Below are 3370 nucleotides of genomic sequence, written 5' to 3' on the forward strand. Positions count from 1 at the left end.
TGTTTTCAACCTTAAATCTTACTCAGCGTATTATTTTAATATGATAAGTATAAATTTTCTCAAGCTTTTACCAAAGTAACTATTTCTAAATCAGGCGTTTTTTTATATTAAAATGGGCATTGCCACTGTTTATCATCATTAGTGGACCTTGAGAAACCTAAATCATTTAAAAAAATAATGTTTTTGATTAAAAACTGACGGCAGCCGTGACCGAAAATTAGAAAACGATGAAGAGAAATTTCGAACACTAATTCGAACACTAATTCGAACACTAATTCGAACACTAAGAGGTAATAAAAACTATTTTTTTAGCACAATTCATTACAAGTAAAAATCAATTTTAGGCGTGTAAAAGAACAGTTATCTACTATAGTTAATATTAATCAAAGTGAGATAGGTTTTTAATTAAAGACCTTTGCTAACCTAATCAGAAAAACACTTTGTGGAACCTAGCGTTAAAGAGAGTTGCCCTTTTTTTTCGCCCTTTGTAAAACCAACTGAAATAGCAATAGCAAGTCATACTACCTATAAACTTGGCAACAATTGATTTGAGGTAAATATCGACATCCAAACACATAAAGTTGAAACAGTATTTAGTCGAAATGACAAAAAATTACAGCTTAAATTACCCAATTAATTTGGGATAAATTACCCTTTAGAAGGGTAAATAGTGAAGGAATAAGGTTCAGCACGGAAATAGCTGATTAGTAAAAATAACAGAGTTAAACCGAACACGGTAACGTGTTCGGTTTTTTATTGACCGTCGACAACTGACCATTCCTATTTTTTACAGCATTATCTATTTTGATTATTTCTAGTAATTCTACTTCAAAAATAAGCATTGAGTGACTAGTGACTTCACATGTTGAACGAGCTGCATAAGGAAGAATTGAGAAAACATAAAACTTATATTTTGCACCCACGCCCATGAGCTGTTGGCCTTCAGTCCAACCATTAATAACCTGATTTAAAGGAAAACTTGCTTACTTGTTACGTGCGAAATAAGAATCAATTTCTGTTTCATCTATTAACATTCCAAAGTAGTTTATTTGACTATGTCAGTCGATTTAGGTCTGTTAGCAGCACCATTTTTTAACACCTAGTACTGTAAATCTGAATCTGTGATAAAAATGGCAACATGTCCAACATCATTTCTTAAAAACTCTGAACCCTTGGCTTTATTTTCATCATTCATCTGAGCTCTTAACTTGTCTTGTTTCTCTCGTACAAGACTTTCGACTTTACGGGTGATTGATTGTATTCCTATATTATCGAGTTATGGCTGACCTTGTATGGCAGCAATAAAACTTTTAACCAATAAATTTTGGTTGTATTTGATACCCATTTTTTTGATTCGTTACTTTGTTTTCAACAATCTGGCGCCAAACTGGCGCCCATAGCATGAGATTGTTACTGTGTACTGAAGGTTAACGTCTCAACTTTCATGGGATCAATAGGAAGTGGTCAAACAGGCAATTAAGATTTCCACAGAGGTAATCCAAACAGTGATTGAGGTCTTTTTCATTATAATTCACCAACTAGCAGTATGTGATTGGTGGGCAAACGCATATACTAGATACGATTGAATCGAAGAGAAACCCATTGAATAAACGCATTAAGATTGTCTATGTTGTAATTTTGCTAAGTACCATTGGATTTATGGGCTGCGATGGGTCAAGTAATGTGCCTGTTAGTTCATTTCGCCATGCTGACGGAGGGACTCATGCGTCCCACATATCTGCAGACAATACGATTGCAGTTGTATCTACCATTGTAAATGGCATAACTGTATGGGATTTAAGTACTAATAAAAAGCAATACGTGTGGCGACATCAAGATGACGGTAGCAATTCAGTGACAAATATACATATTGCCTTTGATAATTCATATGTTGTGACATCTGATAGAGAAGCATTTGCATTATGGAATTTAGATGTCGGCGAGCCAGAAGGTTTTTGGCGAATTGACGAGACAAGTATTCGAGACATCGCAGTTTCAAATCAAGGGCGAGGTATTTTGGTTGGCCGCGGTAGTGGTAAAGTGATGTTTTTTGAGCCTAAAACAGGCAGGCGATTAGAGTTTTTAGGACATAAAGAAAAAATAAACAGCTTGGATATCTCACCTAATGGTTTTTATGCACTAACAGGCGGTAATGACTATTTAGCTTATTTGTGGGATACCCGCACAGGTCAAGTTATATTTAAATTCGACCATCCTAGTCGAGTTACAAAGGTATCGCTAGATGATAAAGGGCGTTATGCATTTACCGCTGATAGTAAGCGAGATGCGAGGATATGGGACTTAGTGACTGGTAAGGAAATCAGTAATCTACAATATTCAGCAAGACAAAGGATATTCACTACAGCCGTTTTTTCGGATGATGGTAATTATTTACTAACCGGTTCGCCATCTAGAAGAATTAATCGCTGGGATGTGAAAACAGGTGAAGAGTTAAATGAGTGGAAGGTTTCAGCTCGTGAGGGTAGCAGACCTGCATCGGCGGTTGTGCATGCTGTCGGTTTTATTGGTGATAGCGAAATTATTTCAGAAAGTAGCAATGGTTTACTAGAAAAGTGGAAGATAGAAAATTAATGAGTACAGTACAAACGGATATCGAACAATTACAAATGAAACTGTCTTTTCAAGAAGACACTATTGAAAGCCTTAACCAGGCATTGATTGAACAGCAAAAACAAATGGATGACTTGCAATATCAAGTTAAACAATTGGTATCAAAAATTAGTGCTATCGAACCCAGTAATATGGCGTCTGAAAAAGAGGAAATGCCACCACCACACTACTAGTCGAATATAAAAGACTTAGTATTGATATGACACGCCGAGCGGTTCTTAGCAACTCAGAACTTTAAACAGTACAACTATTTGAAATTTAGAAGGAACGAGGTTGCTTGTTAAATATTGCCGCCTAAGCAGATGTTTTAATGTGTCAACGATGATTTAAAGGATAAAAGACTCTCATTTGAGTTGATTCTAGAACCAGTTGGAACGAATAGGTGTTGTTTAAGGTCGTTTTGAAACTTATTAATTGTAGGTGCATCCATAAAAAATTCACCATATGTAAACTGCCTACGGTGACACATCAATAAAATAGATGAATAAACACTATTCTTGAATTATTCATCTATTAGATCGATGTGCAGCGATTAATAATTCAATCTGGCTTAAACACTCCAATTACATTTGAACTTGCTCGTGAGGCCTTAGCCACTTTTTTATCTGTTTGAGACTCTGAATAATGGCACTTTACACATTCCAGTTTTTCAACATTATTTTCAAAGTAAAGCATGATTGTATCAAGTGCACGACATTTTGGGCAGTTTGCTCCTGCGACGAATCTTTTTTTAATTTTG

Annotated in this window: 4 protein-coding genes; 2 read left to right on the forward strand and 2 right to left on the reverse strand. The window is 35.6% G+C overall.

Annotated elements, in window-relative coordinates:
* Window positions 1-722: 722 nt before the first annotated feature.
* Complete coding sequence (locus ACJAT7_RS18565) at window positions 723-929, reverse strand: hypothetical protein (RefSeq protein WP_415228277.1); 207 nt, start codon at window positions 927-929, stop codon at window positions 723-725.
* A 730-nt stretch (window positions 930-1659) separates the two neighbouring features.
* Here ACJAT7_RS18565 and ACJAT7_RS18570 point away from each other — a divergent pair.
* Window positions 1660-2592 (forward strand): WD40 repeat domain-containing protein, encoded by a 933-nt coding sequence (locus ACJAT7_RS18570; RefSeq protein WP_293756845.1) that lies wholly within the window; start codon window positions 1660-1662, stop codon window positions 2590-2592.
* Window positions 2592-2804, forward strand: a complete 213-nt coding sequence (locus ACJAT7_RS18575) for a SlyX family protein (RefSeq protein ID WP_293756801.1) — start codon at window positions 2592-2594, stop codon at window positions 2802-2804. Before ACJAT7_RS18570 ends, ACJAT7_RS18575 begins: the two co-directional genes overlap by 1 nt.
* Before the next feature lie 367 nt (window positions 2805-3171).
* Here ACJAT7_RS18575 and ACJAT7_RS18580 read toward each other — a convergent pair.
* A partial coding sequence (locus tag ACJAT7_RS18580; RefSeq protein WP_415228278.1) for a YheV family putative zinc ribbon protein occupies window positions 3172-3370 on the reverse strand: 199 nt, incomplete at its 5' end.

This window comes from Psychromonas sp. (assembly GCF_047632995.1).
In the GTDB taxonomy this organism is placed as follows: domain Bacteria; phylum Pseudomonadota; class Gammaproteobacteria; order Enterobacterales; family Psychromonadaceae; genus Psychromonas.